The organism is Xanthobacter sp. BG11Y11_SDJG (assembly GCF_057364445.1).
Genome location: NZ_JBNFNU010000559.1, coordinates 1 through 2,089 on the forward strand (window position 1 = coordinate 1; position 2,089 = coordinate 2,089).

Consider the following 2,089-nt stretch of genomic DNA (forward strand, 5'->3'; position numbering starts at 1 on the left):
GGCGTTCGCCGGGGTCGCCCGCCCGCTCAGCCGGAACGCCCCGCGCGGCCGCGCCGGGCGCCCAGGATCCCAGGGACGCAGAAGGCGCCATCCGGGCGGCGCGAGGTGCAATCTTCTCCGGCGCCCGCTTCACTGGCGCACGCTCGAGCGGGGCATGCTTGAGCGGTTCACGCATGATCGGGCACGCCGCCGACCGGCGTGCGCTCCGCCCGCCTCAGGAGCGCTGCTTCACATAGCGGCCGGGGGCATCCTCGATGGGCTGGAGCCGGCCGCCGCCCACCGCCCGCGCCTCCACCTCCTCGGGGTGGAGCGCGGAGAACCATTGCAGCCAGTCCGGCCACCAGGAGCCCTTGTGCTCGCGCGCGCCGTCGAGCCAGGCCTCGAAGCTCGGCCCCACCGGCCCGTCCGCCCAGTACTGGTACTTCATCTTCGCCGGCGGATTGACCACGCCGGCAATGTGGCCCGAGCCGGCGAGCACGTAGCGCACCGGCCCCGACAGCATGTTGGCGCCGATGAAGACCGAGTTGGGCGGCGCGATGTGGTCCTCCCGCGTCGCCAGCGAATAGACCGGCACCTGAACCTTGGTCATGTCGATGCGCACGCCGGAGAGGTCGGCAAGGCCCCGGGCGATGTTGTTGGTGAGGTAGCAGTTGCGCAGGTAATAGGAGTGGTTGGCTGCCGGCATGCGTGTGGAATCGGCGTTCCAGTAGAGCAGGTCGAACGGGAACGGCGCCTTGCCCTTCATGTAGTTGTTAACCACGTAGGGCCAGATCAGGTCGTTCGAGCGCAGCATGTTGAAGGCGGAGGCCATCTTCGAGCCTTCGAGATAGCCCATCTGCTTCATCTTGCGCTCGAGCACCGCGAGCTGCTCCTCGTCCACGAACACCTTCAGGTCGCCCGCATGGGTGAAGTCGATCTGCGTGGTGAGGAAGGTGGAACTGGCGATGCGGTCGTCGCCCGTGGCTGCCATGTAGGCCAGCGTCACGGCCAGCAGCGTGCCGCCTACGCAATAGCCCACCGTGTGCACGCGCCGTTCGCCCGAGGCGATGGCGACCTGGTCGAGCGCGGCCATGATGCCGTCGCGCATATAGTCGTCGAAGCCCTTGGCGGCGAGGCGCGCGTCCGGGTTCACCCAGGAGAGGGTGAACACCGTGATGCCCTGGTCCACCAGCCACCGGATCATCGACTTCTCGGGCGTGAGGTCGAGGATGTAGAACTTGTTGATCCAGGGCGGCACGATCAGCACTGGGGTGCGCTTCACCTGCGCGGTGGCGGGGGCGTACTGGATGAGCTGCATCAGCTCGTTTTCGTAGACCACCTTGCCCGGCGTGGTGGCGAGGTTGCGCCCCACCTCGAACGCATTCATGTCGGTCTGGCGGATCTTGAGCGTGCCCTTGCCCTCGATCAGGTCCTCGGTGAGGTGCTGCATGCCCTTCACCAGGTTCTCGCCGGACGAGGACAGAGTCTCGCGGATGACCTCCGGATTGGTGACGGCGAAGTTCGAGGGCGAGATCGCGTTCGCCAGCTGGCGCACGAGGAATTCCGCCTTGTGCTTGGTGTGGGGTTCGAGGCCCTCGGCCTCCTCCACCATGTCCTCCGCCCATTTGGAGGTGACGAGATAGGCCTGCTTCAAGGCGTCGAAGATCGGGCTCTCGCTCCAGCCCGCGTCCTTGAAGCGCGCGTCCCTGGGGTCGGGGGCGACCACCGGGGCCACCTCCTCGCCGGCGAGCCGCTTCATGGTGTTGGCCCACACCGAGAGGTAGCCGCCCATGAGGCGGGTCTGCGCCTCGATGGTGCGCTGGGGGTCGGCCATCCAGTATTCCGCCACGTGGCCCACGGTCTTGATCGCGTCGGCGATGTCGTCGGCCATGTCGTCGTTGCGGCCGGCCTCGCGCGGTCCGAGATAGGCGGCCATGGCCTTGCCGCCCTCCTCCACCAGCCGGGCGAGGTTGCGGGAAAAGGCCTCCACATCGAGCCCCGCGGGCCCCTGGGCGCCGTCCTTGCTTTGGCCGGGCTTGGGGTCTGCGGCCTTCGGCGCTCCGGACCTGCCGTCTGCGGCCGGGGCAGGGGGGCGGCGCCGCGGGCTTGG

At 68.5% G+C, this 2,089-nt stretch carries 2 protein-coding genes; one reads left to right on the plus strand and one right to left on the minus strand.

Annotated features, from left to right (window positions below; translation table 11 throughout):
* The first annotated feature begins 110 nt into the window (after positions 1 to 110).
* Positions 111 to 236, plus strand: a complete 126-nt coding sequence (locus tag AC2W7M_RS24365) for a hypothetical protein (protein WP_486135604.1) — start codon at positions 111 to 113, stop codon at positions 234 to 236.
* Here AC2W7M_RS24365 and phaC read toward each other — a convergent pair.
* A partial coding sequence (phaC, locus tag AC2W7M_RS24370) for a class I poly(R)-hydroxyalkanoic acid synthase (protein WP_486135602.1) occupies positions 215 to 2,089 on the minus strand: 1,875 nt, incomplete at its 5' end. The genes AC2W7M_RS24365 and phaC overlap by 22 nt on opposite strands.